Source organism: Mycobacterium sp. NS-7484 (genome assembly GCF_001953975.1).
Lineage (GTDB): Bacteria > Actinomycetota > Actinomycetes > Mycobacteriales > Mycobacteriaceae > Mycobacterium.
This window is the reverse complement of sequence record NZ_MBEJ01000135.1, coordinates 1-25,795: the sequence shown is the minus strand read 5'-3', so window position 1 is coordinate 25,795 and position 25,795 is coordinate 1. Positions and strand designations below refer to the sequence as shown.

At 66.5% G+C, this 25,795-nt stretch carries 25 protein-coding genes; 9 read left to right on the top strand and 16 right to left on the bottom strand.

Features of this window, described 5'->3' with window-relative positions; translation table 11 throughout:
- Nucleotides 1–16: 16 nt before the first annotated feature.
- Nucleotides 17–184, top strand: coding sequence for a hypothetical protein (locus A5733_RS27350; protein WP_142254208.1), 168 nt, complete (start codon nucleotides 17–19; stop codon nucleotides 182–184).
- Nucleotides 185–1,636: a trehalose-6-phosphate synthase gene (locus A5733_RS25360; protein WP_076242097.1), complete on the top strand. Its 1,452-nt coding sequence runs from the start codon at nucleotides 185–187 to the stop codon at nucleotides 1,634–1,636.
- A 40-nt stretch (nucleotides 1,637–1,676) separates the two neighbouring features.
- On the opposite strand, the gene A5733_RS25355 is transcribed toward A5733_RS25360, so the two are convergent.
- The 12 genes from A5733_RS25355 to A5733_RS25300 all read right to left on the bottom strand — a co-directional run bounded on the left by A5733_RS25355 (nucleotide 1,677) and on the right by A5733_RS25300 (nucleotide 13,479).
- Nucleotides 1,677–2,162, bottom strand: a complete 486-nt coding sequence (locus tag A5733_RS25355; RefSeq protein WP_076242096.1) for a mammalian cell entry protein — start codon at nucleotides 2,160–2,162, stop codon at nucleotides 1,677–1,679.
- A gap of 3 nt (nucleotides 2,163–2,165) precedes the next feature.
- Nucleotides 2,166–2,867 carry a mammalian cell entry protein gene (locus A5733_RS25350; protein WP_076242095.1) on the bottom strand — a complete coding sequence of 234 codons (702 nt, stop codon included), beginning with the start codon at nucleotides 2,865–2,867 and terminating at the stop codon, nucleotides 2,166–2,168.
- A complete protein-coding gene (locus A5733_RS25345; RefSeq protein WP_076242094.1) occupies nucleotides 2,867–4,543 on the bottom strand; it encodes an MCE family protein in 1,677 nt (558 codons plus the stop codon). Before A5733_RS25345 ends, A5733_RS25350 begins: the two co-directional genes overlap by 1 nt.
- On the bottom strand, nucleotides 4,543–5,739 hold the full coding sequence (locus tag A5733_RS25340; protein WP_076242113.1) for an MCE family protein: 1,197 nt from the start codon (nucleotides 5,737–5,739) through the stop codon (nucleotides 4,543–4,545). Before A5733_RS25340 ends, A5733_RS25345 begins: the two co-directional genes overlap by 1 nt.
- On the bottom strand, nucleotides 5,739–7,136 hold the full coding sequence (locus A5733_RS25335; protein ID WP_076242093.1) for a virulence factor Mce family protein: 1,398 nt from the start codon (nucleotides 7,134–7,136) through the stop codon (nucleotides 5,739–5,741). Before A5733_RS25335 ends, A5733_RS25340 begins: the two co-directional genes overlap by 1 nt.
- Nucleotides 7,133–8,191 carry an MCE family protein gene (locus A5733_RS25330; protein WP_076242092.1) on the bottom strand — a complete coding sequence of 353 codons (1,059 nt, stop codon included), beginning with the start codon at nucleotides 8,189–8,191 and terminating at the stop codon, nucleotides 7,133–7,135. Before A5733_RS25330 ends, A5733_RS25335 begins: the two co-directional genes overlap by 4 nt.
- Complete coding sequence (locus tag A5733_RS25325; protein WP_067773015.1) at nucleotides 8,184–9,233, bottom strand: MCE family protein; 1,050 nt, start codon at nucleotides 9,231–9,233, stop codon at nucleotides 8,184–8,186. Before A5733_RS25325 ends, A5733_RS25330 begins: the two co-directional genes overlap by 8 nt.
- Nucleotides 9,233–10,438 carry an MCE family protein gene (locus A5733_RS25320; RefSeq protein WP_067773012.1) on the bottom strand — a complete coding sequence of 402 codons (1,206 nt, stop codon included), beginning with the start codon at nucleotides 10,436–10,438 and terminating at the stop codon, nucleotides 9,233–9,235. The genes A5733_RS25325 and A5733_RS25320 overlap by 1 nt, the downstream gene beginning before the upstream one ends.
- 15 nt (nucleotides 10,439–10,453) lie before the next feature.
- Nucleotides 10,454–11,296 (bottom strand): ABC transporter permease, encoded by an 843-nt coding sequence (locus tag A5733_RS25315; RefSeq protein ID WP_067773009.1) that lies wholly within the window; start codon nucleotides 11,294–11,296, stop codon nucleotides 10,454–10,456.
- Complete coding sequence (locus A5733_RS25310; protein WP_067773006.1) at nucleotides 11,293–12,057, bottom strand: ABC transporter permease; 765 nt, start codon at nucleotides 12,055–12,057, stop codon at nucleotides 11,293–11,295. Before A5733_RS25310 ends, A5733_RS25315 begins: the two co-directional genes overlap by 4 nt.
- A 285-nt stretch (nucleotides 12,058–12,342) precedes the next feature.
- Nucleotides 12,343–13,260 carry a 3-oxoacyl-ACP reductase gene (locus A5733_RS25305; RefSeq protein ID WP_067773004.1) on the bottom strand — a complete coding sequence of 306 codons (918 nt, stop codon included), beginning with the start codon at nucleotides 13,258–13,260 and terminating at the stop codon, nucleotides 12,343–12,345.
- A 27-nt stretch (nucleotides 13,261–13,287) separates the two neighbouring features.
- Nucleotides 13,288–13,479 carry a ferredoxin gene (locus tag A5733_RS25300; protein ID WP_067773000.1) on the bottom strand — a complete coding sequence of 64 codons (192 nt, stop codon included), beginning with the start codon at nucleotides 13,477–13,479 and terminating at the stop codon, nucleotides 13,288–13,290.
- Nucleotides 13,480–13,644: 165 nt separating this feature from the next.
- Here A5733_RS25300 and A5733_RS25295 point away from each other — a divergent pair, with 165 nt between their 5' ends.
- From A5733_RS25295 to A5733_RS25280, 4 genes are all read left to right on the top strand, one after another.
- Nucleotides 13,645–14,823, top strand: a complete 1,179-nt coding sequence (locus tag A5733_RS25295; RefSeq protein ID WP_067772997.1) for an acyl-CoA dehydrogenase family protein — start codon at nucleotides 13,645–13,647, stop codon at nucleotides 14,821–14,823.
- 8 nt (nucleotides 14,824–14,831) lie between these two features.
- Nucleotides 14,832–15,914, top strand: coding sequence for an acyl-CoA dehydrogenase family protein (locus A5733_RS25290; protein ID WP_076242091.1), 1,083 nt, complete (start codon nucleotides 14,832–14,834; stop codon nucleotides 15,912–15,914).
- Nucleotides 15,915–15,916: 2 nt separating this feature from the next.
- Nucleotides 15,917–17,416 carry a long-chain-fatty-acid--CoA ligase FadD17 gene (gene fadD17 / locus A5733_RS25285; RefSeq protein WP_076242090.1) on the top strand — a complete coding sequence of 500 codons (1,500 nt, stop codon included), beginning with the start codon at nucleotides 15,917–15,919 and terminating at the stop codon, nucleotides 17,414–17,416.
- Between the two features lie 135 nt (nucleotides 17,417–17,551).
- A complete protein-coding gene (locus tag A5733_RS25280; protein ID WP_076242089.1) occupies nucleotides 17,552–18,526 on the top strand; it encodes an NAD-dependent epimerase/dehydratase family protein in 975 nt (324 codons plus the stop codon).
- On the opposite strand, the gene A5733_RS25275 is transcribed toward A5733_RS25280, so the two are convergent.
- Nucleotides 18,512–19,066: a TetR/AcrR family transcriptional regulator gene (locus tag A5733_RS25275; protein ID WP_083666449.1), complete on the bottom strand. Its 555-nt coding sequence runs from the start codon at nucleotides 19,064–19,066 to the stop codon at nucleotides 18,512–18,514. The genes A5733_RS25280 and A5733_RS25275 overlap by 15 nt on opposite strands.
- A 43-nt stretch (nucleotides 19,067–19,109) precedes the next feature.
- On the opposite strand from A5733_RS25275, the gene A5733_RS25270 reads away from it, so the two are divergent.
- On the top strand, nucleotides 19,110–19,826 hold the full coding sequence (locus tag A5733_RS25270) for a helix-turn-helix domain-containing protein (protein WP_076242112.1): 717 nt from the start codon (nucleotides 19,110–19,112) through the stop codon (nucleotides 19,824–19,826).
- Here A5733_RS25270 and A5733_RS25265 read toward each other — a convergent pair.
- A complete protein-coding gene (locus A5733_RS25265; protein ID WP_076242087.1) occupies nucleotides 19,763–20,158 on the bottom strand; it encodes a VOC family protein in 396 nt (131 codons plus the stop codon). The two genes, A5733_RS25270 and A5733_RS25265, sit on opposite strands and share 64 nt — an antisense overlap.
- Nucleotides 20,159–20,286: 128 nt before the next feature.
- Between A5733_RS25265 and A5733_RS25260 the strand changes: the two genes are divergently transcribed.
- Nucleotides 20,287–21,846 (top strand): succinic semialdehyde dehydrogenase, encoded by a 1,560-nt coding sequence (locus A5733_RS25260; RefSeq protein WP_076242086.1) that lies wholly within the window; start codon nucleotides 20,287–20,289, stop codon nucleotides 21,844–21,846.
- 75 nt (nucleotides 21,847–21,921) lie between these two features.
- Here A5733_RS25260 and A5733_RS25255 read toward each other — a convergent pair whose 3' ends face one another.
- On the bottom strand, nucleotides 21,922–23,043 hold the full coding sequence (locus A5733_RS25255; protein ID WP_076242085.1) for a nitronate monooxygenase family protein: 1,122 nt from the start codon (nucleotides 23,041–23,043) through the stop codon (nucleotides 21,922–21,924).
- Entirely contained in the window at nucleotides 23,043–24,731 is a 1,689-nt protein-coding gene (locus A5733_RS25250; RefSeq protein WP_198938930.1) for an acyl-CoA synthetase, read from the bottom strand. The genes A5733_RS25255 and A5733_RS25250 overlap by 1 nt, the downstream gene beginning before the upstream one ends.
- A 33-nt stretch (nucleotides 24,732–24,764) precedes the next feature.
- On the opposite strand from A5733_RS25250, the gene A5733_RS25245 reads away from it, so the two are divergent.
- On the top strand, nucleotides 24,765–25,565 hold the full coding sequence (locus A5733_RS25245; protein WP_067772970.1) for a crotonase/enoyl-CoA hydratase family protein: 801 nt from the start codon (nucleotides 24,765–24,767) through the stop codon (nucleotides 25,563–25,565).
- The last annotated feature ends 230 nt before the right edge of the window (nucleotides 25,566–25,795 follow it).

Below are 25,795 nucleotides of genomic sequence, written 5' to 3'. Positions count from 1 at the left end.
CGCATAGAGTTGTGCCATGCCTGCGAAAACTGATCCCGCCGCCGACATCGACGACGTCGAGCCGCTCGCCGACAGCACCGCCAGCCAGGCCCGGCGTGTGGTGGCCACCTACGCCACCGACGCCGACGAATGCCGGATGTTCCTGTCGATGCTCGGCATCGGCCCCTCGAAAAACGAGGCGTAGATGAGTCCGGAGCGCGGCCAACCGGCCGCCTCCGGTAACTCCGACTTCGTCGTGGTGGCCAATCGGCTGCCCATCGACATGGAGCGGTTGCCGGATGGCAGCACAACCTTCAAACGCAGCCCGGGTGGTCTGGTCACCGCCCTGGAACCACTGCTGCGGAAACGTCGCGGCGCCTGGATCGGCTGGGCCGGAATTCCCGACAGCGGCGAAGAGCCCATCGTCGAGGAGGACGTCCAGCTCTTCCCCGTGCAGCTGTCCGCGCAGGACGTGGCCGACTATTACGAGGGATTTTCCAACGCGACGCTGTGGCCGCTGTACCACGACCTCATCGTCAAACCCGAGTACCACCGCGAATGGTGGGACAGCTACGTCGACGTGAACCGGCGTTTCGCCGAAGCCACGGCTCGGGCCGCCGCGCCGAATGCCACCGTCTGGATTCAGGACTACCAGCTGCAGCTCGTCCCCAAGATGCTGCGCATGCTCCGACCGGATCTCACCATCGGGTTCTTCCTGCACATTCCTTTCCCGCCGGTCGAACTGTTCATGCAGATGCCGTGGCGTACCGAGATCGTCGAGGGCCTTCTCGGGGCGGACCTGGTCGGGTTCCATCTGCCCGGCGGCGCCCAGAACTTCCTGGTCCTGGCTCGCCGACTGGTCGGAGCCAACACCTCACGCGCCTCGATCGGCGTGCGGTCCCGGTTCGGTGAGATCTCCTACGGGTTCCGCACCGTGAAGGTCGGTGCCTTCCCCATCTCGATCGACTCCGCCGACCTGGACGCCAAGGCCCGCAACCGGACCATCCGGCAGCGGGCCCGGCAGATCCGCGCCGAGCTCGGTAACCCGCGCAAGATCTTGTTGGGTGTCGACCGGCTCGACTACACCAAAGGTATCGACGTGCGGCTGCGCGCGTTCTCCGAACTCCTCGAAGAGCAGCGGGTCAAACGCGACGACACCGTCCTGGTGCAGCTGGCCACCCCGAGCCGCGAGCGCGTCGAGAGCTACAAGATGATGCGCGAGGACATCGAACGCCAGGTCGGTCACATCAACGGGGAGTACGGCGAGGTGGGCCATCCGGTGGTGCACTATCTGCACCGGCCGGTGCCGCGGGAGGAGCTCGTCGCGTTCTTCGTCGCCGCCGACGTCATGCTCGTCACCCCGCTGCGCGACGGGATGAACCTGGTGGCCAAGGAGTACGTGGCCTGTCGCAGCGACCTCGGCGGTGCGCTGGTGCTGTCGGAGTTCACCGGCGCGGCGGCCGAACTACGCCAGGCCTACCTGACCAACCCGCATCACCTCGAGGGTGTCAAGGATGCGATCGAGGCGGCACTGAACCAGAGTCCGGAGGAGGGCAGGCGGCGGATGCGTGCCCTGCGCCGGCAAGTGCTGGCGCATGATGTGGATCGGTGGGCCCGCGCGTTTCTCGACGCGCTGGCAAGCGCAGATTCAACCTGAGCGCTGGCAAGCGCAAATTCAGCCTGAGCGCTGGCGAGCGCTAGATCGGGTTGATCGCGTTGATCAACCAGTCCCCGTCGACCTTGCGGTAGTCGACCCGTAGCCGGCTGCCGTCGTAGAGGGGCTGACGGGACTTGTCCGTCACGGTGCGGTTCATGTACACCAGCACCGATCCGGATTCGCGGGCCGCGGTCATCATGCCGACCCCGACGACGTTGATCTGGACCACCAGTTGACGCTTACGTGCCTCGGGGATCACCTTGGCGGTGGCGTCCTGCTCGAACTGCTGGCGAAAATCCGGGGCCAGCAGTGGATACGTTTCCATCAGACTGCGCTCGACGGTCTGGTAGTCGTAGCCGAAAACCTTCGGGATCTGCTCGGCGGCCAGCGCGGGCAGGGTGGTCCTGGTGACTTCTTGACCCCGCTGCATCACGCGGTTCCAGTACAGCGAGCCGCCGATTCCGCCGAGCGCGACGAAGGCCACCGACAGCACGCCGATCAGCAGGGCAACGAGTTTCGAGCGCATCTGTCAGTTTCCACCGTCGGGGTACTTGAGGTCGTATCCGGTCATGTGCCCGTTGTCGTCCTCGTGCACGATGACCCGCAGTCGGTACGGGCGGGTCGGCGAATTGAGACCGTCCACGTCGGTGACCGTGACCCGCACCGCCACCAGAACCGAGGCGTTCTTGGCGATCTCGTCGACCTGCTCCAGCGCCGCGCCGTTGATCACCGCTTCCGAGCTGGCATTGGTGTCACGGAACAACGCCTTGAGGTTGTCGGCGTTGTTGCCCTGACTCATCATGTCGCGCAGCGGGCCGCTGGTCCCGTCGATGAAGCGGTTCACACTTTCGTCGATGGTGTCCTGGGTGTAGCTGAACATGTTGACCACGGTCTGTTTGCCGGTGTCGACGAAGCGCTCGTTGCGGGCCTGGACGTCGTCGACGGCGCGTTGCTGGTCGAGCATCACGTAGGCCAGGACTCCGAGCGCGACGGTGGCCAGCCCCAGCACCGAGGCAGCCACCAGCGCCACCAGCGCGCGGTGCCCGCGCCGCCGCGGCGGCGCCTTGACCGGTGTGGTGGCTCCCGCACGGCTGCTGCGAGCGGAGCCGGATGGCGGTTCGACCGCCACCGTCGTCGTGGTCACCTCGGCGGCCGGGGCGCCGGTCGGACCGGCCGCCCTGGACGCGCGCCTACGTACCGGCCTCTGGTTCGAGGCCGTTTCTTCGGACATCAAGCCTGCCTTGGATCCAGCATCAGGTCTACCCAGGTCTCCGCGGGTGCCAGATCTTCGGCGCCGGCTGCGTACACACCGGTGCCTCCATCGGCGTCAGCGAAGACCCCACTGTGCTGATCGTAGGTGCCGATCCCGGGAGGGCTGGCCAGAGGTGGTGCCTCCGCAGGCAACGGCGCATCGGGCGCCGGTGCTTCCGGAGCCCCCGGAGGTGTCCGGCCGTACGGCGGCACGATCTGGTCCGGCGGCGCGAAGTACGGCCACGGCGGTGGCGGCGTTCCCGGCTTGTTCGGCGGCACCGGCAGCGGGAACGGCGCGTGCGGTGCCGGACCCGGACCCGGCTGCACACCGGGTGGCAGCTGCACGGATGGCGGCCCCGGATCCGGATCGACCTGTGGCGGGATGTTCGGGAACTTGTTGGGCGGCAAGATGTTGCGCCCGTCCTCGATGGGAGTCCCGTACGGCACCGGCGGCCCGCGCCACGGGTTGCTGCCGACCGGCACATAGCCGTTGGGATCGCGGCACAGCTGGATGGTGGGTGCTCGCTTACCCGGGAACTCCATGCACGGATAGTTACGCGCACCGCGCACCACGGCCGGATCGTTCTGCGCGGTCTTGCAGTACAAATCCGATGGGAGCTCCCGCAGGGTCTCGTCGGCCGGTGACCGGATCTGGGTCGCCGGGAGGAAGCCGACCGAGCACGGCGGCGGATCACCGAGGTCGATCTTGAAGTCCAGCTTGGCGCCTTCGTCGGCGGGCAACCCACCGGCGACGGTGTTCAGCGCGGCCATCAGCGCCGGAAAGATCACCAGCGCCTGCTCGAGTGACTTGCTGTAGATCACCCCGATCCGGCCGAAGTTGGCCAGGTTGGCGGCCAGCACCGGGAAGGTCGGCCGGATACCGCTGAACGCCGTGTTGGCCGCCTCGGTGGCGCCCGGGACGGTCTTGAGTGTCGTGCGCAGCTGCGGGTCGGCCTTGTTCACCTCACCGGTCAACCGGGCCAGCCCGTCGGCGAGCGAACGGATGTTGTCGCCGCTGCGTATCTGGGCGTCCAGGAAGGGCCCGGCCTGGTCGATGAGCTGGGTGGTCTGGCCGTAGCTGGCGTTGGCCTCGTCGATCAACAGCCGCGACGACTCGATCAACCGGGCCAGCTCCGGTCCGGATCCGTTGAACGCCTTGAACGTCTCGCGCAACAGGTCCTGCAGCCGGCTGTTACCGATGCTGCTGACCAGCGTGTCGGCCTCGTGCAGCAGCCCGGCGATGTCCTGCCCCACCCGGGTGTGCTGCTGGTCGATCATGGCGCCGTTGCGCAGCTTGCCCGACGACGGATCCTCCGGCGGGATCAGGTCGATGTACTGCTCACCGACAGCCGAGACGCTCTTGACCGTCGCGGTGACGTTGTCGGGTATCGCGGTGTTGCTGTTGAGTTGCATGTCGGCGATGACGCCGTCGGGCGCCAGCCCGACCGATTCCACCCGCCCCACGGTGACCCCGCGGTAGGTGACGTTGGCGTTCTGATAGATCCCGCCACCGGAGGCGAAGTTCGCCTTGACGTGATAGGTGCCGATTCCCACTGCCGCCGGCAGGTGCAGATAGAACAGCGAGATGGCACCCACGGTGAGGATCGTGACGACCCCGAAGATCATCAGTTGCAGGCGGGTGAGCCGGTCGATCATTACGGCGTCCCCTCGTCGTGTTGTGTCGCGGTGCCCGCCGGGATCTTGAACGGATCGGCGGCCTGGCCGGACAGGTTGGCCATCGCCCCGGTCAGGAAGTCCGGCGGATTGATCACCTCGCTGAGGTGCTGCATGTTGGGGTCGAAGCCCCCGGTGGTGAAGATCGACTCACCGAACCGGCGCAGGGTCAGGTCGAAGGTGACATAGACGTTCAGGTAGTCACCCCGCACGGCCTGGCGCAGGTACTTGTAGTGGAACGGGAACGTGGGAAGGAACTCCAGGTCCTTGATGAAATCGTCGGCGTTGTCGTTGAACGCCTTGATCACCGGATAGAGATCCTTCAGGTCTGCCGCGAAGTCGTCTTTGGTCTGCGACAGGATCCGCGCACCGACCTGGGCGAAGCTGCGCAACGCGGTGAACGCCTCGACGATGTGGGACCGGTTGTCGTTGAGCACCTTCAGCGCGCCGGGCAGCGTATCGAGGGTGCGGCCCAGGTTGTCTTTACTGCGGGCCAGAATCGAGGCGAACCGGTTCAATCCGTCGGCGGCGGCGATGATGTCGTCGGTCTGCTGGTCCAGCGACGCGGTCAGCTCGGCCAGCCGGGGAATCAGATCGGTGAAGCTGCCTGCCCGTCCGGCGACCGCCGCATAGGCCTCATCGGTGATGTCCTGCAGCGCACCGAGATTGCCCTTGTTGACCACCATGCCGAGCGAGGACAGCACCTCTTCGGTGGTGGGATAGCGGCCGGTCTGGGCCAGCTTGATGTTCGAGCCTTCCCGCAGCTGCCCTTCCGGCTGCTCGTCGACCGGCTCGGCCAACTCCACGTGCTGCGAGCCCAGCAGCGACGTCTGGGCAACGCGCGCAACCGCATTCGCCGGCAGCTTCACGTCACCGTCGAGCGACAGCTCCACCGCGGCGTAGAAGGTGCCGTCCGGACGCTGCACAGCGTCCACACCCGACACACTGCCGACGGTCACGTCGTCGACCATCACCGGCGAGTTCTGCGGCAGGGTCGCCACATCCGGCAGCTGCACCGTGACGGTGTAGGAGCCCGCGCCATGCCCGGCCGTGCCCGGCATGTTGAGCGAGTTGAGTCCGCCGAACTGGCAGCCGGCCAGCAGCACCGCGCCACTGCCGATCGCCAGTGTCCGGCCGCCGATCCGGGAAGCTTTGCCCCTCAATGCTTTACCCCTCATCATCCACCAGCCCCAGCCTCGGCAGGCGCGGCCGCGGCGGGCGCAGGCGCAGGTTCAGGCGCGGGTCCGGGTGCCGGACCGACACCGGTTCCGGCTGCGGGTGCCGGCGCCTCCGGCGGCAGCACCAACGAGCTCAGCGTTGCGTCCGCCGGAATCTGCGGCGGCGTCACACCGGGGGCGTTCTGCCACTGCAGGTACGGCACCGGCGTTTCGGACTTGGCCTCGGTTTCGGGGGTGTCGTAGATGATCTGCCCCTTGTAAGCGGTGATGCTGTTGATCGGGTGGAACAGCACCGGCGGGTAGTTCATCGTGATCCGTCGCAGTACCGGACCCATCCGCTGCCGGCAGATCTCGGCACGCTTGTAGTTCTCCGGGTTCGCGCCGGTGTCGAAGTTGCCGCCGCACAAGAACTGCACCGGGTTGGCGAAGTTGGGCAGTGAGAGCAAACCACCGACGGTGCCCTGGGCCGGGTTGTAGATGTTGTAGAAGTTCGCCAACCCGTTGGGCGTGACGTGCAGGATCTGCTCGATGTCGTCACTGTGATCGGTGAGGATCTGGGTGAAGTCGGCCAGTTTGCCCACCTGGGCGATCAAGGCGTCGTTGCTCTCGTTGAGGAACCCGCGGACATCACCGAGCGCCTGGTTCAGCGTGGACAGTGTCTGGTCCAGCCCGCTGGAGCTGTCGGCCAACACCTGCGACACCGACGCCACGTGGTTGGTGAACTGCACGATCTGCTCATTGCTGTTGGAAAGTGCATCCACCAGGATCTGCAGATTCTTCACCGTGCCGAACAGGTCGGTGCGGGAATCCCCCAGTCGCCCAGCGGTTTGCGACAGTTCGCGCAGGGCGTTGCGGAACGAGTCGCCGTTGCCGTCGAACGTGGTTGCGGCCTGGTCGACGAACGCCGCCACCGGCCCCTGCACCGAGCCCGGCTGCGGGCCGAGCTGACTGCTCAGCTGGGTCAGCTGCTCTTTGACCTCGTCCCATTCGACCGGGACCCCGGTCCGGTCGAGTCCGATGGTCGCACCGTCGGCCATCTCGTCGCCCTCGGTGTAGGCCGGGGTCAGCTGAATGAACCGCGAGGACACCAGGTTCGGCGAGATGATCAGGGCCTTGGCGTCCGCGGGCACCTTGATACCGCGATCCAGCGTCATCTCGATCTTGACGTCCGAGGGCCTGGGCTCGATCGAATCGATCGTGCCCACCGGCACGCCGACGATCCGCACCTCGTCGCCCGGGTAGATGCCGACCGCATTGGTGAAGTAGGCGGTCAGCGTGTGCCCCTGGCGCGACGGCCAGACCTGGTAGACGCCGACGGCGAGAACGCCGATCAGCACCACAGCCAGCGCGATACGTAGCCAGCGACTCCGGCCGGGCGCCGAATTGTCTTGTGTCATGGCGATTTCGGCCTAACGATCGTCCGTTCGGAGATGTAACCGCGCAGCATGTCGGCCAGGCTGTCGGGCAGTTTGCCCGGCTGGAAGTAGGTGTCGAGCAGGACCTCGGAGATGGCCGCCGGCGGCAGACCGTACAGGTTGATCTGGAAGCCCGGGCCCGAGCCGACGACCTCACCCAGCGCCGTCGCGTATCCCGGCAGCCGCTTGAGGGCCTCACCGATGTGTTGACGACGCTCCAGCAGGTTGTCCATCACCAGGTTGAGCTTCTCCAACGCCGGCTTGAATTCCTTGCGGTTGTCGGCGACGAATCCCGAAAGTTGCTTGGACACATCGTCGATCCCGGCGATCAGGTTGCTCAGCGCCTGCCTGCGCTCGTCGAGCGCGGCGAACAGCTGATTGCCGTCGGTCAACAGCTGGTTGACCTGTCCGGCGCGGGCGGCCAGCAGATCCGACACCCGCTTGGCGTGCGTCAACAACCCCTCGAGGGCCTCGTCACGCTTGTTGATGCTGCGGGACAGGTTCGCGACGCCGTCGAGCGCACCGCGCAATTGCGGGGTGGCATCGCGAAGCGTGTCGGTCAGGGTCTGCAACGCCTGCTCGAACTTCGGTTTGTCCAGCTCGGAGACATTGTGCCCGAGGTCTTGCAGAGCCGTGTTGAGGGTGTAGGGAGTCGTGGTGCGGCCCAACGGGATAACCGTCGACGTGCCCGAGCCCCTGGGAGTTACCGAGAGCGACTTCTGCCCCAGCACGGTGTCGGTCTTGATCGCCACCAACGACTGATCGCCGACCTTGATGTCGCGGTCGACGGTGAAGCCGACCTTGGCGGTATCGCCGGCCAGGGCCACGTCGGTCACCTTGCCAACCGTGATACCCGAGACGTTGACGTCGTTGCCCGGGGAGATCCCGCCGGCATCGCTGAAGTAAGCCTCGAATTGCTTGCCCTGCGGGAAGAACGGCAGACCGGTGTAGCCGAACGACACCAGTACCAGGCACGCCACCACGAAGATGCCGAGGATCCCGGTGCGCACGGGATTCGACTCGCGCGTACTAGCCATTGGTCGGCGCACACCTCCCCTTGGACGGGTCCGGCGGGCCGCCGAACGGAATCAGGATGTCGCTGCCGGCCGGGCCGTTGACCTTCAACCGGACCGAGCAGTAGAAGATGTTGAAGAACGAGCCGTAGGCGCCAAGTGCGTTGAGGCGCAGGTAGTTCTCCGCCAGCGGCTCGATCACCTTGTTGACGTCGCCCTTGCGCTCGTCCAGACGCTGCGCCAGCGGGCGGGCGTTCTCGATCACGCCTTGCAGCGGCCGGCGCGACTTCTCCAGCATGTCGGTCAGGTCGTTCTCGGCCGAGGCCAGCGGTTCGATGGCGCCGGCGATCGGGTCCCGGCCCTCGGACAATCCGGTGATCAGCTTCTGCAACTCGTCGACGCTGGCGTCGAACTGGGCGCCCTTCTCGTCGACGGTGCCGAGCACGGTGTTGAGGTTGGTGATGACGTCGCCGATGAGCTGATCTCGCGCGGCCAGGTTCTGGGTGAAGGCGCTCGTGCTGGTGAGCATGTTCGCCAACGCGCCGCCCTGGCCCTGCAGCATCTCGATCACCGCGTTGGAGATCTCGTTGACCTTCGCCCCGTCGAGGCCCTTGAGCACCGGGCGCAATCCACCCAGCAGGGCATCGAGATCCAGGGCCGGCTGAGTGTTCTGCACCGGGATGGTGGCCCCGGGCGCCAGCTTTCGCAGTTCGCCTGGGCCCGAGGTGATCTCCAGGTAGCGATCCCCGACCAGGTTCTCGTACCGCACCAGCGCCTTGCTGGAGGTGTAGAGCTGGTAGCGCTTGTTGACGTCGAATGCCACGTCAACGGTGTTGTCCGGGTTGAGCTTCACGTCGTTGACGGTGCCAACCGGCACACCGGCGATCCGGACGTCCTGGCCGGCCTTCAGCCGGGACGCCTCACTGAACGTGGCGTGGTAGCTGTTGGACGAGGCGAACCGGAACTCGCCGAAGACCACCACCAGCATCGCACCGACCAACACCATGGCGACGGTGAAGATGCCGACCTTGAGCATGGTCCGATCAGGACGCGCGTCGGAGGCCATCAGAACCGGTCCCTTTCTGCGAACGCACCGTTGAACAGGAACTGCAACGTCGCCGGAGCGTCGAACTGCACCTCGGTGTTGGGCTGGAACGGGACATACGCGTTGTCGGTCACCAGGAACGGCGAGCGGTACCAGCTGCCGCCGAACTGCTTGCTCGGGATGTTGGGCAGGCCGCGGCAGTTCGGTCCGCCGGAGGCGTTCACGATCGGCAGGCTCTCGGGATAGGTGTAGGCCGGGGAGCCGGGCAGGAAGTTCGAGTTCACGTACAGGCCGGGCCGCACACCACCGATGATCGGGGCGAACCGGTCGACGGCGACCGAGACACCCTGCAGGAGGCAACCGAACTCCGGCGAATAGTCGCCGGCCACCTTCAGAGGAGCCCGCAGGCGCTGGATCGCGGCGATGTAGTCATCGGCCGCCGGCTCCAGGGTGGCGGTGCCGTTGTTGGCCAGTCCGGTGGCGGCCAGCAGCGTGGCGTTGAGGTTCGTCTTCTCGTCGACGATGGTCTTGTTCAACGCGGGCACGTTGTCGATGACCCGGGCCAGGTCCGGGCCCGCGTCGCCGTAGATGTTGGACACCACGGCGGCCTTGGCGAAGTCGTCCTGCAGCGTCGGCAACTTCGGATTCAGTTGCTGCAGATAGGTGTTCAGGCCCGCCAGGCTGGCGCCCAGATCGTCCCCGTGGCCGCGCAGACCCTCACCGAGGGCGGTCAGGGTGGCGTTCAAACTCACCGGGTCGATCTTGTCGAGCACGTCGGACAACGTCTGGAAGAGGGTGTTGACCTCCAGCTGCACGTCCTTGGCCGCCACGGTGCTGCCCGGCCGCAGCGACTTCGAATCCGGCTGCGCCGGCGGCAGGAACTCGACCGACTTCGCACCGAAAATGGTGTTGCCCGCGATTCGCACGGTGGCGTTGGACGGGATGTACCGCATCTCGCCGCGCTTGATCGACAGCGTCAGCTTCGCCTCGTTGCCGGCGTAGGCGATGTCGGTGACCTTGCCGATCTGGATGCCCCGGTACTTGACCTTGGCGTCGCGTTCCATCACCAGGCCGGCCCGCGGGGCGGTCAGGCTGACGGTGTCGGTCGGCGTGAAGGCCGCGGTGTACGACAAGTAGGTGAAGACCACCGCGGCGGCCACGATCGCCGCCAGGATCGCCGCGGCGATCCGGACGTGACGGCGGTGTTTGGTCGTTGCGTCTGACATAGAGGTTCCTGCCACCTACCCGGAAAGGTTGAAGTTGCCGGACGCGCCGTAGACCGCCAGGGAGATGAACAGGGTGATGGTGACGACGACGATCAGTGAGGTGCGCACGGCCTGACCGACCGCGACGCCCACGCCGACGGGCCCGCCGGAGGCGTTGTAGCCGTAATACGTGTGCACCAGCATCACCGCGATCGCCATGACGATGGCCTGAAGGAACGACCACAGCAGGTCACTCGGTATCAGGAAGGTGTTGAAGTAGTGGTCGTACAGACCGGCCGACTGGCCGTTGATGAACACCGTGGTGAAGCGGGCGGCGAAGAACGCGGCCAGCACCGACAGCGAGTACAGCGGGACGATGGCGATCAGCCCGGCCATGAGTCGGGTCGAGACGAGGTAGGACACCGCGTGTACGGCCATCGCCTCGACCGCGTCGATCTCCTCGGCCACCCGCATCGCGCCGAGTTGGGCGGTGGCGCCCGCGCCGATGGTCGCGGCCAACGCGATACCGGCGATCACCGGGGCCACGATGCGCACGTTGAGGAAGGCCGAGAGGAAGCCGGTCAGCGCCTCGATGCCGATATTGCCCAAGGATGAGTAACCCTGCACCGCGATCACGCCGCCGGAGGCCAGGGTGAGGAAGGCCGCGACGCCGACCGTGCCACCGATCATCACCAGCGCGCCGGCGCCCATGGTCATCTCGGCGACCAGCCGGATGGTCTCCTTGCGATACCGCGTGACGGCGTTGGGGATGTACCGCATCGTCTCGCCGTAGAACAGTGCCTGCTCACCGACGTTGTCGACGGACTTGGGCACACCGCGGAACAGCCGGCGGAAGCGAAGGGTGGCGTCGTAGCTCATCGAACGAGCACCCGAACACCGATGGCCGTCATGATCACGTTGATGACGAACAAGCAGATAAAGGCGTAGACGACCGTTTCGTTCACTGCGTTCCCGACACCCTTCGGGCCTCCTTTGACGGTCAGCCCGCGGTAGCACCCGACCAGGCCGGCGACCACGCCGAACAGCAGTGCCTTGATCTCGGCGAGCACCAACTCACCAAGGCCGGTCAGCACGGTCAGGCCGTTGATGAAGGCGCCGGGGTTGACCCCCTGCAGGAACACTGAGAAGGCGTATCCGCCGGCGATACCGATGGCACAGACCAGGCCGTTGAGCAGCAACGCCACGAACATCGAGGCCAACACGCGCGGCACCACCAGGCGCTGGATCGGGTCGATGCCCAGCACGCGCATCGCGTCGATCTCCTCGCGGATCGTGCGCGCGCCCAGGTCCGCGCAGATCGCGGTGGCACCGGCACCGGCCACCACCAGCACGGTCACCACGGGACCGAGCTGGGTGACGGTGCCGAACGCGGTGCCCGCACCCGACAGGTCCGCCGCGCCGATCTCGCGCAGGAGGATATTGAGCGTGAACGCCACCAGCACGGTGAACGGGATGGCCACCAACAGCGTGGGAACCAGCGAGACTCGGGCGATCATCCAGGTTTGGTCAAGGAACTCCTTGAGCTGGAACGGCCGGCGGAACATCTTGGCGAAGGTGTCCAAGGACATCTCGACGAAGCCGCCCACGGCCCGGGCCGGAACCGCAAGCTGTTCGATCAACCTGGGCTCCGTTCTCGTTTCCAAACTGGGTCGCGCTACAAGGGGCGGCGAACTTCGCCGAGATCGCGTTAGCGAAAGATGGACGGCCATATATCGTGGCCGCTTCCCCACCCCTTGATCTTACGGTGCTCTTAGTGAGCCGGATCATATTAACTAGAACACGTTCGCACTGTCAAAGAATTCAAATTCTCAGGTCAACGCAACATTTTCCCAGTTCAGGGCATGCCGAGCCGACACAGTTCTGGAACATGTTCTACCGCCGTCGAGCGTGGGGCAACGAGACTGTCAGTCTCGCGAACCCATCAGCTCAGTGGCCGAGAATCCACGCTCCGGATCACGATCAGCAAAGTACTCGTGCAGTGTCCCGCTGAGGTCTGCCGGGTTCCACGCAGAGGAGTCTGCGGTGAAGTGCTTCTCTGCTGTGGGCGGCGCGACCAACGTGACAGTTGGACCATAGACGATGAACAGCTGACCGTTGACCGCTTCTGAGGCCGGCGACGCCAGGAATCGCACGAGTGTGACGACGTGGTCGGTGGACAGCGGATCAACCTGACCGTCGGTCATCTCGGGCGCGTCGCCGAACACGCCGGCGGTCATCGCCGTACGGGCGCGCGGGGCGATCGCGTTGGCGCGGACACCGAAGCGCTCCAGCGCCCGGGCCGCCGACACCGTCAGTGCGGTGATACCGGCCTTGGCGGCGCCGTAGTTGGGCTGGCCGACCGGACCCGAGAGACCAGCCTCGGACGACGTGTTGATGATCCGGCCGTACACCGTGCCATCACCGGCCTTGGCCTTGTTGCGCCAGTAGGCCGCGGCATTGCGGGTCAGCAGGAAGTGCCCGCGCAGGTGCACTGCGATGACGGCGTCCCACTCTTCGTCGCTCATGTTGAACAGGATGCGATCGCGGGTGATGCCGGCATTGTTGACGACGATGCCCAGGCCGCCCAGTCCGTCAGCGGTCGCGACCAGCTCATCGGCGGTCGAGCGGGCACTGATGTCTCCGGCCACCGCGACACCCTTGGAGCCGGCGGCCGCGATCTCGTCGAGGACGTCGGAGCCCTCCAGCGCCGCCGCCATGTCGTTGACGACCACGGTCGCCCCGGCCTTGGCCAGGCCGATGGCCTCTGCACGCCCCAGGCCGGCGGCCGCGCCGGTGACCACGGCGACCTTGCCGGAAAGATCGATCTGAGCCTCGTCGGTCATGCTGCTCCTCGCAATTTATGAATACCTCTAGTCTTTCCGGATCAGGGCGGCCCGGGGACACTCGGCGATGGACTGCTCGGCCAGGCCCTCCTGATCGGCAGGCACCGGATCGGACTTGACCACGGCGTAGTCGTCATCGTCAAGATCGAACAGATCAGGGGCAATACCCACGCACACCGCATTGCCTTCACAGCGATCACGGTCAACTTCAACTCGCATGGCGACCTCCTCACGACGTGTGCGTACACGGGGCTGCGTGCGCGCAGCCACAGAATACGACCCCACCTGACGGAAACCGGTCCGAGACCGGCCTGGATCATCAGACTAGAACGTGTTACAACCAGGTGAGAACTCAGGTCTATCGAGCAGTGAGGATGCAGCGGAATGCGGATCGGTTACACCCCCGAGCAGGAGGAGTTGCGCCGCGAGTTGCGCGCCTACTTCGCCAAGCTCATGACGCCCGAGCGGGTCGAGGCCCTCAGCTCCTCCGAAGGTGAGATGGGGCGCGGCAACATCTACCGCGAGACCGTCGCCCAGATGGGTAAAGACGGCTGGCTGACGCTGAGTTGGCCCAAAGAATTCGGCGGCCAGGCCCGCCCGCCGATGGACGGCCTGATCTTCACCGACGAAGCTGCCATCGCCGGCGCCCCGGTGCCGTTCCTGACGATCAACAGTGTCGCGCCGACGATCATGCACTTCGGTACCGAGGAGCAGAAGAAGTTCTTCCTGCCGAAGATCGCCGCGGGTGAGCTGCACTTCTCGATCGGATACTCCGAGCCGGGTGCGGGTACCGACCTGGCCGCGCTGCGCACGACGGCGGTGCGCGACGGTGATGACTACGTGGTCAACGGCCAGAAGATGTGGACCTCCCTCATCGCCTACGCCGACTACGTCTGGCTGGCGGTGCGCACCAACCCCGAGGCCAAGAAGCATCGCGGCATCTCCATGCTGATCATGCCCACGACCGCCGAGGGCTTCTCCTGGACTCCGGTGCACACCATGTCGGGGGTGGACACCAGCGCCACCTATTACCAGGACGTGCGCATCCCGGTCACCAACCTGGTCGGCGAGGAGAACGCGGGCTGGAAGCTGGTGACCAACCAGCTCAACCACGAGCGGGTGGCCCTGGTTTCTGCGCAGCCGATCTACGTCGCGCTGGACGGGGTCCGCGAGTGGGCGCAGAACACCAAGGACGTGCACGGCAAGCGGTACATCGATTCCGAATGGGTGCAACTCAACCTGGCCCGGGTGCACGCCAAGGCCGAGGTGCTCAAGCTGATCAACTGGGAGCTGGCCTCTGCCGACGGCGCACCCTCGCCGGCCGATGCATCGGCGGCCAAGGTGTACGGCACCGAGCTGGCCACCGAGGCCTACCGCCTGCTGATGGAGGTGTTGGGTACCGCGGCGACACTGCGTCCGGACAGCAAGGGCGCGTTGCTGCGCGGCCGGATCGAGCGGTTCCACCGTTCGGCGCTGATCCTGACCTTCGGCGGCGGCACCAACGAGATTCAGCGGGACATCATCGGCATGGTCGCCTTGGGCCTGCCCAGGGTCAATCGGTAAGGGACATCATGGATTTCAAGACAACCGAAGCTGCCGACGACCTCGGTGGCCTGGTGCGCACGATCACCGAGTCGGTGTGCACCCCCGAGCACCAGCGTGAACTCGACGGCCTGGAGCAACGTTTCGACGCCGATCTGTGGGCCAAGCTGCGCGAGGCCGACGTGCTCTCGGCCGCGGCCCCCGAATCCGTGGGCGGCGGTGGCTACGGCGTGCTCGAGCAGGCCGCCGTGCTGACCGCCCTCGGCCGCCAACTGGCCGCCGTGCCGTACCTGGATTCAGTGGTGCTGGGCGCCGGCGCGCTCGCCGCGTTCGGATCCGACGAGCTCCGCACCGAATGGGCGCAGCCCGCCGTGGCCGGCGAGAAGATCCTCGCGGTCGCGCTCGACGGCGAGATGGGCCAGGGACCCGTGCAGGCCCGGGCCGACGGCTCACTCACCGGCACCCGGACCCAGGTCTACTACGGGCCGGTGGCCGACGCTTTCCTGGTGCCGGCCGAAACCGAGGGCGACACCGCCGTGTTCCTGGTTCCCGCCGATGCAGCCGGGCTGACCGTCAGTGCGCTGAGCACCACCGGTAAGGGCAGTGTCGCGCACCTGGAGTTCACCGACGTCGACGCCGGCCTGCGGATCGGTGGAGCGGAAGTGCTGGCTTGGCTGACCACGCATGCCGCGCTGGGCCGCAGCGCTTTTCAGCTCGGGGTCCTGGAACGCGCATTGGAGCTGACATCCGAGTACGCCCGCGAGCGGGAACAGTTCGACCGGCCGATCGGCAGCTTCCAGGCCGTGTCGTCGCGGCTGGCCGACGGCTACATCGACGTCAAGGGCCTCCGCCTGACGCTGACCCAGGCCGCCTGGCGGTTGTCCGAAGACCTGCCCGCCGACATCGACGTCGCCAGTGCGGCGTTCTGGGCCGCCGATGCCGGCCACCGCGTCGCGCACACCGCCGTGCACGTACACGGTGGTGTCGGCATCGACATGGACCATCCGGTGCACCGGTACTTCCTGGCCGCCAAGCAGACCGAGTTCGGGGTCGGCGGGGCCACCGGGCAGCTGCTGCGTATCGGCCGCGAACTCGCCGACACTCCGGTCTAGGGATGGGGGGTCCAACCGTCACCCAGCTGCTGGCCCCGCTGGCCGGGGTCACCGATTGCGGTATCTACCAAGCGGATTCGTTCGTCAGCTGGGCTGACCACATCACCTCGGGCGCACAGCTCGCAGCGGCGTTACGGGCACGGTTGGACCCCACAAAGCCCCCGCATGTCGGGGCACTACTGGGCAACACCACGTTCTTCTCCAGCCTGCTCGTCGCGGCGGGCCTGGACGGGCTGGTACCGGTTGGGCTCAATCAGACCCGGCGTGGCGAGGCGCTGGCCCGCGACATCGCCCACGCCGACTGCCAGCTGGTGCTGGCCGATTCCTCGGTGACCGTCCCGCCGGGCGTGGACTACATCGACGTCGAATCCGAGGACTGGGCAACCGAACTCGCGTCGTACCGCGATACTCCGGTGTCCTTCGCCGATTTGTCGGCCGACGACCTGTTCATGCTGATCTTCACCTCGGGCACCAGCGGTGATCCCAAGGCCGTTCGGGTCACGCATGACAAGGTGGCGTTCCCGGGCCGGATGCTGGCTGAGCGTTTCGGCCTGGGCCCGGCCGACACCGTCTACCTGTCGATGCCGTTGTTCCATTCCAACGCGATCATGGCGGGTTGGGCCGTCGCCACCGCCGCGGGCGCCTCGATTGCCTTGCGGCGCAAATTCTCTGCGTCCGGCTTCATGGCCGACGTCCGTCGCTACGGCGCCACCTACGCCAACTACGTCGGCAAGCCGCTGTCCTACATCCTGGCCACCGAACCTTCGCCCGACGACGCCGACAACCCGCTGAAAATCCTCTACGGCAACGAGGGCGCCCCGCGGGATCTGAACCGGTTCGCCGAGCGGTTCGGGGTCAGGGTGGTGGACGGATTCGGTTCCACCGAGGGCGGTGTCGCCATCGCCCGCACGCCCGACACCCCCGAAGGTGCGCTGGGCCCGCTCACCGACCAGGTGGCCATCGTCGACCCCGACACCGGAAAGCCGTGTCCGCCGGGCGTGGTCGGCGAGCTGGTGAACCCAACCGGTGCCGGCTGGTTCCGCGGCTATTACAACGATCCCGACGCCGAGGCGGACCGGATGGCCGGCGGTGTCTACCACACCGGCGATCTGGCCTACCTCGACGAGGACGGCTATGCCCACTTCGCCGGACGCCTGGGTGACTGGATGCGCGTCGACGGGGAGAACCTGGGCACCGCCCCGATCGAGCGAATCCTGTTGCGCCACCCCGATGTGGTCGAGGCCGCGGTCTTCCCGATCCCGGACCCGAATGTCGGCGATCAGGTGATGGCTGCCCTGGTGCTGACCGCCGACGCCGTCTTCGACCTCGACAAGTTCCGCGCCTTCCTGCATGAGCAGTCCGACCTCGGCCCCAAGCAGTGGCCGTCGTATGTGCGCATCGGCACCGCGTTGCCGCGCACCGAGACGTTCAAGGTGATCAAGCGCCAGTTGTCGGCCGAGGGCACCGACTGCACCGACCCGGTCTGGCCGATCACCCGCTGATCGGTGTCTGCCGCGTTGCGCTCTACGCCGCGCGTTGCTGCTTGATACTGACCGCAATTCGCGGCCTAAGCACCTCCACCGCGACCTCGCATTACCATTTCGATACCATTGGCATCGAAACATGGGAGGCGCAGTATGCACATCGCAGTGACCGGCGGCACCGGCTATCTCGGAGCTCACACCGTTCGACGCTTGCTCGAGGCGGGCCATCGCATCCGGCTGCTGGTCGCACCGGGCTGCGGAGGCGAGGAGGTGATCGGTCATCTCGCCGCGCTCGGCGAGATGACCGTGCTGGAAGGCGACATCCGCGACAGCGAGACCGTCGACAGCCTGCTGTCGGGGTGTGAGGCCCTCATTCATGCCGCAGGCATCGTCGGCACCGATCAGCGCCGCGAGCAACTGATGTGGGAGATCAACGCGCACGCCACCGAGGCGGTGCTCAACCGTGCCGTCGAGGCCGGGCTCGATCCGATCGTCTCGGTCAGCAGCTACAGCTCGCTGTTCCCGCCGCCCAACGGGGTGATCTCCGCCGACACCCCACCCGCGCCTGGCCGCAGCCCGTATGCCAAGACCAAGGCCTACGCCGATCGGGTGGCCCGGCGGTTGCAGGACGCCGGCGCACCGGTGGTGGTGACCTACCCGTCGAGCGTCGTGGGCCCGGCATTCCACACCGCCGCCGGTGTCACCGAGCGGGGCTGGGCACCGATCGCCAAGGCCGGCCTGGCGCCCCGGATGACCGGCGGTATGCAGATGATCGACGTGCGTGACGTCGCGCTGGTGCACGAGCGACTCATGGTCCCGGGCCGCGGCCCCAAGCGATATGTCTGCGGCGGCGTGATGGTGTCGTTCAACGAGATGATCGACGTGCTGGAACAGGGCGCCGGACGCAGAATCCGCCGGATTCCCCTGCCGGGACCGCTATTTCGCGGCATCGGCTGGCTTTCCGATCTGATCGGTGGAGTGCTGCCGCTCGGTGACGGGATCAGCTACGAGGCCGCGATGTTGTTGACGGCCGCCACCCCGACCGACGACAAGAGCACGCTCGTCGATCTCGATATCGAGGCCTGGCGGTCGCCGCAGGCGGCGATGCTGGCCTCATTCGGACGGTGACCCGGCGAGCGCCTGGCGCAGCAGCCGTACCACCCCGTGCCGCAGCTGAGCTGAATCGTCGTCGATCGCCACGGTGGTCGTGAACATCGCGGCCCCGGCCGCCATGGACAGCACAGCCTTCGCATCCGACGCCGACCCGTACCCCCGGGCGACGAACAGCTCGACCGCCGGCCCACTGAAGCTCTCCCACAGGGCCTTTCGCAACGCCCCGTTCTCACGCAGGGCCAGCAGCAGTCCGGGCACGGCCGCACTGACGTCGGCTCGGCTGAACAGCTCGTGGCTGCCGCGCACCACCCAGTCGATCCACCCGGCCAGGTCGGTGCCGGAAAACGGTGACATGTCCGGTGTTTCGCCGAGGATCGCGTGCAGCACCAGTTCGGCCTTGGAGGCCCATCGGCGGTTCAGGCTGGAGCGGCCCACGCCGGAGCGGGCCGCGACCAACCGAAGACTGAGATCGTCCCAGCCGACCTCGACCAGGAGCTCACGCGTGACCGCGAGCACCCGCTCGTCGATCGAAGCATCGCGTGGCCGCCCGGTCATTCCCTGATTCAACCCCATGAGCCACACGGGTAGCGTCGGGGACGTGGGCTACCGCGAACAGGATCCGCCGCCCCGGCTACGCGAACTCGTCGAGTGCCGGTGGACGCGCACGGGCCCGGCCGAGCCCGGCCGCGTGCTGCCCGACGGCTGCATGGATTTGATCGAGATGGGCGGCACGATCGTCGTGGCCGGGCCCGACACGACGGCATTCGTCACCGATGGCAGCCCGGACACGGTGCGCGGGTTACGTTTTCGTCCCGGTGCGCTGCCGCGGTTGCTGGGTGTCCCGGCATCCGAACTGCGCAACACCAGGGTTGAGCTGAGCGAGCTGACCCCGATCATCCACGACCGCTCACTCGAAGAGCTCGCGCTCGCACTGGCGTCTCGCACACCTGGGGCCGAGACCGCCCCATGGTCGCTGCCGATGCTGCGATCCGTCACACGCCGGCTGGCGGCCGGCGAATCGGTCAGTGCGACGGCACGCCACATCGGCTGGTCAGACCGGACGCTGCAACGCCAGTGCACGGCGATCTACGGGTACGGCCCGGCCACGCTGCGCCGCATTCTCCGGTTTCGGCGCGCGGTGCGGATGATCGACGCCGGGATGAGTACCAGCGCAGTCGCGGCCCAGGCGGGCTATGCCGACCAGCCGCACCTGCACCGCGAAGCTCGTGCCCTCGCCGGGGTGCCGTTACGTCACTTGTCCAACGCGGCGAACAAGTCCACCGAGGTGCCGTCGGGATCTTCGACGGTCGCGTAGCGCTGCCCCCAGGGGGCGTCGAACGGCGTGAGCGTTCCCGCATGGCCGGCTCCGGTGAGCCGCTCGTAGAGTTCGTCGACGTCGGTGGGCGCGTCGAGCCCGAACGCCAGCGCGACCCGGCCGGGCCCGGTCGGGGGCGTCCACCCGGGATGCATTCCGGCAATCACCTCCTCGGTGTCGAAGGCCAGCCGGTTTCCGCCCGGCAACGCCACCTCGACGTGCGGCCCGTCCGGTTGCGGGACCTCCAAGCCGAGCAGCCGGTAGAAATCCAGGGATCGGTGCAGGTCTTTGGTGACGATCTCGATGACCACCGCGTTCAGGTTCACAGCCATACCGGCAGGTTAGAGCGACGAGCCAGGCCCAGTCGTGAACAAATCGGACAACCTGGGCCTTTGTCGGACCGTGGGTACCGAGTAGGTTGGCCTTGATTGTTGGTTACTTGCCAGTAGGGAGAATTCCGATGCCTGCTCCGTCCGCTGCGGATTTCGCTCGTCTGCGCGCACTCGTCGCGATCGACGACGCTGAAGTAGGTGCGCGCGCGACCAAAACCATCGACGAGGTGTTCACCGGGCGGGAGCTGACCACCATCCCGGTCGGCACCGCCGACGACGTGACCGCAGCCTTCGCCAAGGCCCGCACCGCGCAAGCCCAGTGGGCCAAACGACCCGTCTCGGAGCGTGCTGCCGTCATCGAGCGCTTCGGCGAACTGGTGGCCAAGAATCGCGACTTCCTGATGGATGTGGCGCAGGCCGAAACCGGCAAAGCCCGCTCGGCCGCGCAGGAAGAGATCGTCGACATGATCTTGAACTCGCGCTACTACGCCCGGCAGGCGACCAAGCTGCTGTCGCCCAAGCGGGTGCAGGGCCTGCTGCCGGGCCTGGTCAAGACCGTGGTCAACCACCACCCCAAGGGCGTCATCGGCGTCATCTCGCCGTGGAATTACCCGATGGCCCTGTCGATCTCGGATTCCATCCCGGCCCTGCTGGCCGGCAATGCCGTGGTGGTCAAGCCCGACAGCCAGACGCCGTACTGCACGCTGGCCAACGCCGAACTGCTGTATCAGGCCGGCCTGCCGCGCGATCTGTTCGCGGTGGTGCCCGGACCGGGTTCGGTGGTCGGCACCGCGATCGTCGAGAACTGCGACTATCTGATGTTCACCGGGTCCACCGCCACCGGGCGGACGCTGGCCGAGCAGTGCGGCCGCCGGCTGATCGGGTTCTCCGCCGAACTCGGCGGCAAGAACCCGATGATCGTCACCAAGGGCGCCAACCTCGATGTGGTGGCCAAGGCCGCTACCCGGGCCTGCTTCTCCAACGCCGGTCAGCTGTGCATCTCGATCGAGCGGATCTACGTCGAGCGCGAGGTGGCCGATGAGTTCACCGCCAAGTTCGGTGAGCGGGTCCGCAACATGAAGCTGGCCGGTGGCTACGACTTCACCGCCGACATGGGCAGCCTGATCTCCGAGGACCAGGTCAAGACCGTGTCCGGCCATGTCGACGACGCAAAGGTCAAGGGCGCCACGGTGATCGCCGGTGGCAACGCCCGCCCGGACATCGGCCCGCTGTTCTATGAGCCGACCGTGCTGACCGGCGTCACCGACGAGATGGAATGCGCCCGCAACGAGACCTTCGGTCCGCTGGTGTCGATTTACCCGGTCGATTCGGTGGCCGAGGCCATCGAGAAGGCCAACGACACCGAGTACGGTCTGAACGCCAGTGTCTGGGCCGGGTCGAAGGCCGAGGGTGAGGCGATTGCCGCGAAGATCAACTCGGGCACGGTGAACGTGGACGAGGGCTACGCCCTGGCGTTCGGCAGCACCGCGGCGCCGATGGGCGGCATGAAGGCCTCCGGGGTCGGACGCCGCCACGGTGCCGACGGCATCCTCAAATACACCGAGTCGCAGACCGTGTCCACCGCCCGGGTGATCAATCTCGATCCGCCGCTGGGGATCTCGCAGACCCTGTGGCAGAAGGCGCTGACCCCGATGATCCAGGCGGTGCAGAAGCTGCCCGGCCGCTAATTTCCTCTGCCGAAAAGACACAAACCCATACCTTTTCGCGGAAAAAGGTACGGGTTTATGTCTTTTCGCGGAGGGTCAGGCTCCGGCGATACCGTCCAGGCGCTTGGTGGCCGCCTCGAAACCGCTGACCAGCTCGCCGATGATGTCGGCGACGGGGCGGATCTCGTTCATCCGGCCCACGATCTGACCGACCGGCATCGACACGGTGTCGGGGTTGTCCGACTCGTTCATCCGCTGATGAGCCTCGCTGACCAGGATGTTCTGCAGCGGCATCGGCAGCGGCTCCGGCGCGTCCGGGGCATCCCAGGCGTCGGTCCACTTGGTCTTGAGCAGCCGGGCCGGCTTGCCGGTGTAGATCTTTCGACGCACGGTGTCGGCGGTGGTGGCCTTGAGCAGGGCCTCCTGGATCGTGGAGGTGCCGCCGGGCAGCCGGTGTCCGAGGTCGTACTCGGCCGAGGTCAGGAACGCCGAACCCATCCACACGCCCGAGGCGCCGAGCGCCAGCGCCGCGGCGACCTGCTTGCCCGTGCCGATACCGCCAGCGGCCAGCACCGGAGCCTTACCATCAAGGGCGTCAACGATTTCCGGCCACAGCACCATCGAGCCGATCTCACCGGTGTGCCCACCGGCCTCATGCCCCTGGGCCACGACGATGTCGACACCGTTCTCCACATGGCGCAGTGCGTGTTTGGTGCTACCGGCCAGCGCGGCCACCGGAACTCCCGCGGCATGTGCCTGCTCGATCACGTCGACCGGCGGGGAGCCCAGCGCGTTGGCGATCAGCTTGATCGGGTGCTTGAGCGCGACCTCGACGTGGCTGCGGGCCACCGAGTGCAGCCAGCCCAACACGCCCTCGTTGCGCTCCTCATCCGCGGACAGCGGCGGAACACCAAGATCGGCAAGGGTTTTCGCGACGAAGTCGCGGTGGCTCTGCGGGATCAGCTTGTTGATGTCCACGGCCGTGCCCTCGGTGGGGATCTTGGCCGGCATCACCACGTCGACACCGTAGGGCTTGCCGTCGGTGTTGGCATCCATCCACTGCAGGACTTCTTCGAGGTCGTCGGCGTCGTTGAACCGCACGCAGCCCAGCACACCCAGACCACCCGCCTTGCTGACCGCGGCGGCCACCTTCTCCGACGGGGTGAACACGAAGATCGGGTATTCGATCCCGAACCGTTCACACAGCTCTGTACGCATCAGCTCTTGGCTCCCACATGGTTGGCATGCACCTCGTCGGCGGCACGCTCTTCGGTCTGATCCTTGGCCCACCGGTAGTCGGGCTTGCCCGCAGGTGAGCGCTTGACCTCGTCGACCAGCCACAAGCTGCGTGGCACCTTGTACCCGGCGATTTCGCTGCGCACGAAGGCGTCGAGTTCGGACAGCGTCGGCCGAGCCCCTTCCCGGGGCTGCACGACGGCCGCGACGTGCTGGCCGAAACGCTCGTCGGGAACACCGACCACCAACGCGTCGAACACGTCGGGGTGCCCCTTGAGTGCGGCCTCGACCTCTTCGGGATAGATCTTCTCGCCGCCGGAGTTGATCGACACCGAGCCGCGACCCAGCATGGTCACGCTGCCGTCGGCCTCGACCTCGGCGTAGTCGCCGGGGATGGCGTAGCGAACACCGTTGAAGGTCTTGAAGGTTTCGGCAGTTTTCTTCTCGTCCTTGAAGTAGCCGACCGGGATGTGCCCGCACTTGGCCAGGATGCCCCGCACCCCGGAGCCCGGCTTGACCTCGTTGCCGTCCTCGTCGAGCACCTTGGTGTTCTTGTCGATGGTGACGCGCGGACCGCCAGTGTGCGACTGCCCCTTGGCCACGATGCTGGTGCCACCGAAGCCGGTCTCCGAGGAGCCGATCGAGTCGGTGATGACGCGATTGGGCAGCAGCTCAAGGAATTTCTCCTTGAGGCTCGTGGAGAACAGCGCCGCGGTGCTGGCGAGCAGGAAGAGAGACGACAAGTCATGTTCTTTGCCGGCAGCCTGCGCGGCCAACAGCGAGTCCAGCAGCGGACGCGCCATCGCGTCGCCGGTGAAGAACAGCAGGTTGACCTTGTAGTCGTGGATGGCCTGCCAGACCTCGTCGGCGTCGAATTCCGGGGTCAGCAGGACGGTTCCGCCGGAGAACAGCGCCATCCAGGTGGCCGATTGCGTGGCGCCGTGGATCATCGGCGGAATCGGGTAGCGGATCATCGGCGGATTCGCCGCGGCCGCCTTGGCCAGGTCGTACTCATCGGCCACCGGCTCGCCGGTGGCAAAGTCGGTGCCGCCGAACAACACTCGGTAGATGTCCTCGTGACGCCACATGACGCCCTTGGGGAATCCGGTGGTGCCGCCGGTGTAGAGCAGGTAGATGTCGTCCTCGCTGCGCGGGCCGAAGTCCCGTTCCGGCGAGCCCTGAGCCAGCGCGTCCTCGAAGGCCACGCCGCCGTAGCGCTGGAAGTCGTCGTCCGAGCCGTCCTCGACGACGAGCACCGTCTTGACGTTCGGCGTTTCCGGAAGCACGTTGGCCACCCGGTCGGCGTAGCGACGCTCGTGGATCACCGCGACCATGTCGGAGTTGTCGAACAGGTACTTCAGTTCGCCTTCGACGTAGCGGAAGTTGACGTTGACCAGAATCGCGCCGGCTTTGACGATGCCGAGCATCCCGATCACGATCTCGATGCGGTTGCGGCAGTACAGGCCGACCTTGTCGTCCTTCTTGACGCCCTGGTCGATCAGATAGTGGGCCAGGCGGTTGGCCTTCTCTTCCAACTGCCCGTAGGTCAGCTGCTCGTCACCGGAAATCAGCGCGACACGGTCCGGCACAGCGTCGATGGCGTGCTCGGCAAGATCAGCAATATTCAGAGCCACAGAACCTAAACTAGAACGTGTTACATTTCGATACAAGTCTGGGTCGAAAATGTAGAGAGGCAGACACCAGTGACTGAGCCTGATAAAGGGCCCGACGCCCTCATTGAGCAGCGCGGACACACTTTGATCTTGACGCTGAACCGGCCGGAGGCGCGCAACGCACTTTCCACCGAGATGCTCTCGATCATGGTGGAAGCCTGGGACCGCGTCGACAACGATCCGGAGATCCGCACCTGCATCCTGACCGGTGCCGGCGGATACTTCTGCGCGGGCATGGACCTCAAGGGCGCGACGAAGAAGCCGCCGGGCGATTCGTTCAAGGACGGCAGCTACGACCCGTCGAAGATCGAGGGTCTGCTCAAGGGCCGCCGGCTCACCAAACCGCTGATCGCCGCGGTCGAGGGTCCGGCCATCGCCGGTGGCACCGAGATCCTGCAGGGCACCGACATCCGCGTCGCCGGGGAGAGCGCCAAATTCGGCATCTCCGAAGCGAAGTGGAGCCTGTACCCGATGGGCGGCTCGGCGGTACGCCTGGTGCGGCAGATTCCCTACACCATCGCGTGCGACATGCTGCTGACCGGCCGGCACATCACCGCGGCACAGGCGCTCGAGTACGGCCTGATCGGTCACGTCGTCCCGGACGGCACCGCGCTGGACAAGGCCCTGGAGATCGCCGAGGTGATCAACAACAACGGCCCGCTGGCCGTGCAGGCGATCCTCAAGACCATCCGTGAAACCGAGGGCATGCACGAGAACGAGGCATTCAAACCCGACACCGCCAACGGCATCCCGGTGTTCCTGTCGCAGGATGCCAAGGAAGGCCCGCTGGCGTTCAAGGAGAAGCGGGCCCCGAACTTCCAAATGAAGTAGCGCCCGACGACGTTGCGCTGAAGATTCCGGTCAGCATTGAGCCGCAATCTTCAGCGTTGTCATCGGTACCATCCCCCTACTCCAAAACTGAGGCCCTGCTCGATGTTTCGAGCAGGGCCTCAGTTTTTATGGCGTCAGCGCCAGTGTCCCGGCGGCGGCGGCCGCCCCGGTGCGGGGGGCGGGGGGGGCGGTCCCCCGCATCGCGGGGGCGGGTGGCGCGTCTCCCCAGC

Coding starts and splice junctions, on each gene's coding strand:
- A5733_RS27350 (WP_142254208.1), top strand. CDS start 17: ATGCCTGCGAAAACTGATCCCGCCGCCGACATCGACGACGTCGAGCCG.
- A5733_RS25360 (WP_076242097.1), top strand. CDS start 185: ATGAGTCCGGAGCGCGGCCAACCGGCCGCCTCCGGTAACTCCGACTTC.
- A5733_RS25355 (WP_076242096.1), bottom strand. CDS start 2,162: ATGCGCTCGAAACTCGTTGCCCTGCTGATCGGCGTGCTGTCGGTGGCC.
- A5733_RS25350 (WP_076242095.1), bottom strand. CDS start 2,867: ATGTCCGAAGAAACGGCCTCGAACCAGAGGCCGGTACGTAGGCGCGCG.
- A5733_RS25345 (WP_076242094.1), bottom strand. CDS start 4,543: ATGATCGACCGGCTCACCCGCCTGCAACTGATGATCTTCGGGGTCGTC.
- A5733_RS25340 (WP_076242113.1), bottom strand. CDS start 5,739: ATGAGGGGTAAAGCATTGAGGGGCAAAGCTTCCCGGATCGGCGGCCGG.
- A5733_RS25335 (WP_076242093.1), bottom strand. CDS start 7,136: ATGACACAAGACAATTCGGCGCCCGGCCGGAGTCGCTGGCTACGTATC.
- A5733_RS25330 (WP_076242092.1), bottom strand. CDS start 8,191: ATGGCTAGTACGCGCGAGTCGAATCCCGTGCGCACCGGGATCCTCGGC.
- A5733_RS25325 (WP_067773015.1), bottom strand. CDS start 9,233: ATGGCCTCCGACGCGCGTCCTGATCGGACCATGCTCAAGGTCGGCATC.
- A5733_RS25320 (WP_067773012.1), bottom strand. CDS start 10,438: ATGTCAGACGCAACGACCAAACACCGCCGTCACGTCCGGATCGCCGCG.
- A5733_RS25315 (WP_067773009.1), bottom strand. CDS start 11,296: ATGAGCTACGACGCCACCCTTCGCTTCCGCCGGCTGTTCCGCGGTGTG.
- A5733_RS25305 (WP_067773004.1), bottom strand. CDS start 13,260: ATGACCGACGAGGCTCAGATCGATCTTTCCGGCAAGGTCGCCGTGGTC.
- A5733_RS25300 (WP_067773000.1), bottom strand. CDS start 13,479: ATGCGAGTTGAAGTTGACCGTGATCGCTGTGAAGGCAATGCGGTGTGC.
- A5733_RS25295 (WP_067772997.1), top strand. CDS start 13,645: ATGCGGATCGGTTACACCCCCGAGCAGGAGGAGTTGCGCCGCGAGTTG.
- A5733_RS25290 (WP_076242091.1), top strand. CDS start 14,832: ATGGATTTCAAGACAACCGAAGCTGCCGACGACCTCGGTGGCCTGGTG.
- fadD17 (WP_076242090.1), top strand. CDS start 15,917: ATGGGGGGTCCAACCGTCACCCAGCTGCTGGCCCCGCTGGCCGGGGTC.
- A5733_RS25280 (WP_076242089.1), top strand. CDS start 17,552: ATGCACATCGCAGTGACCGGCGGCACCGGCTATCTCGGAGCTCACACC.
- A5733_RS25275 (WP_083666449.1), bottom strand. CDS start 19,066: ATGACCGGGCGGCCACGCGATGCTTCGATCGACGAGCGGGTGCTCGCG.
- A5733_RS25265 (WP_076242087.1), bottom strand. CDS start 20,158: ATGGCTGTGAACCTGAACGCGGTGGTCATCGAGATCGTCACCAAAGAC.
- A5733_RS25260 (WP_076242086.1), top strand. CDS start 20,287: ATGCCTGCTCCGTCCGCTGCGGATTTCGCTCGTCTGCGCGCACTCGTC.
- A5733_RS25255 (WP_076242085.1), bottom strand. CDS start 23,043: ATGCGTACAGAGCTGTGTGAACGGTTCGGGATCGAATACCCGATCTTC.